The following is a 2,445-nucleotide window of genomic DNA, read 5'->3' as shown; positions in this document are numbered from 1 at the left end:
CCTTCGGGCTCTGGCAGACCGTTGGCGCGGCAGGCGGCGGTCAGGGTGTTGGCGAGCAGGCAGGCGATGGTCATCGGGCCGACGCCGCCGGGGACCGGGGTGATGGCGCCGGCGACCTCGGCACAGCTCGCGTAATGGACGTCGCCCACGAGCTTCGTCTTGCCGTCGCGCTCGATCCGGTTGATGCCGACGTCGATCACCGTGGCGCCGGGCTTGACCCAGTCGCCGGGGATCATCTCGGGCCGGCCCACCGCCGCCACCAGGATGTCGGCGCGGCGGCAGACCTCGGCGAGGTCCTTGGTGCGGCTGTGCGCGATCGTCACCGTGCAGCTGTCGCCGAGGAGCAGCTGCGCCATCGGCTTGCCGACGATGTTCGAGCGCCCGACCACCACCGCGTCGAGCCCGGACAAGGAGCCGTGATGGTCGCGCAGCATCATCAGGCAGCCGAGCGGCGTGCAGGGCACCATCGACTTCTGCCCGGTGCCGAGAAGCCCCACGTTCGAGATGTGGAAGCCGTCGACATCCTTCGCCGGGTCGATCGCGTTGATCACCAGATCGGCGTCGAGATGCTTCGGCAAGGGCAGCTGCACCAGGATCCCGTTGACCGCCGGATCCTTGTTCAGCGCGTCGATCAGCGCGAGAAGCGTCGCCTCCGACGTGTCGGCGTCGAGCTTGTGCTCGTAGGAGTTCATCCCCGCCTCCACGGTCGACTTGCCCTTCGAGCGGACATAGACCTCGCTCGCCGGATCCTCGCCCACCAGCACCACCGCCAGCCCCGGCGTGATCCCGTGATCGGCCTTCAGCCGCGCCACATGGCTTGCCACCCGGCCCCGCACCCCGGCGGCAAAGGCCTTGCCGTCGATGATCTTGGCACTCATTCCCGTCTCCTCGTTGCTCATTGACCGCCGGCATAGGCGCCGCGGTACCGTTCCATCTGCATCCTCGTGGCGCGCACCGCGTTCTGCATCAGCATCGCCACCGTCACCGGTCCGACCCCGCCCGGCACCGGCGTGATCCAGCCGGCGACCTCGGCGCAGGTCTCGAAATCCGCATCCCCCACCAGCCGCGGGCCCTCCGGCGTCTCGACCCGGTTGATGCCGATGTCGATCAGCGCCGCCCCCGGCTTCAGCATCTCCGCCGTCACGAGGCCCGGCCGCCCGACCGCGACGAAGACCGCGTCCGCGCGCCGCGCATGCGCCGCCACCTCGCGGCTCAGCGCATGGCACACCGTCACCGTCGCGCCGAGCCCCATCAGGAGGAACGCCACCGGCTTGCCGACGAGCTCCGAATGGCCGATCACCGTCACCTCGAGCCCGGCGGGATCGAGCGGCAGCGCCCTCAGGATCTCCACCGCCGCCCGTGCCGTGCAGGGGCCGAGCGCCAGATCGTCGTAGACGATGTTGCCGATCGAGGCCGGGTGCAGCCCCTCGACATCCTTCAGGGGATGGATCGCCCGCTGCAGCGCCCGGACCGGGATCGCCGCCGGCAGCGGCCGCTGGATCACGATCCCGTGCACCCGCGGATCGGCATTGAGCCCGGCGATCACCCCGCCCAGTTCCTCGGCCGAGATCGTCGCGGGATAGTCGCGCGCCTCGAAGCCGATCCCCGCGGCCGCCGCCTGGCGGCGCTGGTTGCGCACGTAAAGCTCCGCCGCCGCCGTCGCCCCGACCGAGAGCGAGACCAGACGCGGCGCCCAGCCCGCCCGGGCCAGCTCCGCCGCCTCGGCCGCGACCGCCGCCTGGATCCGCCGCGCCATGGCCCGGCCGTCGATGATCGTCGCGCTCATCCGCCCCGTCTTCCGGTCTCGTCTCGGTCTCGTCTTCCGGTCCCGTCTTCCGGCCTCGTCTCCTGCTTCGCCCCGCCCGGCGCGGAAGGCGCCGATGCGGGCCGCGGCCCCGCCGAGGGGCCGCGGAACGCGCGGCGGGGCGGGGCTCGATGCCCCGCCCCGCCGCTCCTTCCGGATCAGAACAGGCCTTCGACCTGGCCCGCCTCGTTGAGACGGATCACCTCCGCCGACGGCACCTTCGGCAGGCCCGGCATGGTCATGATCTCGCCGCAGATCACCACGATGAACCCGGCCCCGGCCGAAAGCCGCACCTCGCGCACCGGCACCGAATGCCCGGTCGGCGCGCCGCGCCGGTTCGGGTCGGTCGAGAACGAGTACTGGGTCTTGGCCATGCAGACCGGCAGATGCCCGTAGCCCGCCTCTTCCCAGGCCTTGAGCTGGTCGCGGATCGACTTGTCCGCCAGAACCTCGTCGGCGTGGTAGATGCGCTTGGCGATGGTCTCGATCTTCTGGAACAGCGGCATCTCGTCGGGATAGATCGGCGCGAAGTTCGCAGAGCCGCTCTCGGCCATCTCGACGACCTTCCTCGCGAGATCCTCGATCCCCGCCGAGCCGTTGGCCCAGTGCTTGCACAGGATCGCCTCGGCGCCCTGCTCGGC

General features: G+C 71.1%; 3 protein-coding genes. All 3 read right to left on the bottom strand.

The features are described from left to right. Window positions 1–878, bottom strand: an 878-nt coding sequence (gene folD, locus OEZ60_RS22040; RefSeq protein ID WP_263341001.1) for a bifunctional methylenetetrahydrofolate dehydrogenase/methenyltetrahydrofolate cyclohydrolase FolD, incomplete at its 3' end; no start/stop codon positions are given. A 17-nt stretch (window positions 879–895) separates the two neighbouring features. Beyond that, window positions 896–1,786: a bifunctional 5,10-methylenetetrahydrofolate dehydrogenase/5,10-methenyltetrahydrofolate cyclohydrolase gene (locus OEZ60_RS22035; protein ID WP_263340999.1), complete on the bottom strand. Its 891-nt coding sequence runs from the start codon at window positions 1,784–1,786 to the stop codon at window positions 896–898. A 176-nt stretch (window positions 1,787–1,962) separates the two neighbouring features. Further along, the coding region (locus OEZ60_RS22030) for a formate--tetrahydrofolate ligase (protein WP_263340997.1) at window positions 1,963–2,445 on the bottom strand (483 nt) is incomplete at its 5' end.

Origin of the sequence: Albidovulum salinarum, from assembly GCF_025673475.1 — a bacterium.
Taxonomy (GTDB): Bacteria; Pseudomonadota; Alphaproteobacteria; order Rhodobacterales; family Rhodobacteraceae; genus Albidovulum; species Albidovulum salinarum.
Note: the sequence above shows the minus strand (reverse complement) of the source record. Positions and strands in the feature narration are given on the sequence as shown.

Bases quoted from the DNA above. Each gene is read 5' to 3' on its own strand.
- OEZ60_RS22035 (WP_263340999.1), bottom strand. From the start codon at position 1,786: ATGAGCGCGACGATCATCGACGGCCGGGCCATGGCGCGGCGGATCCAG.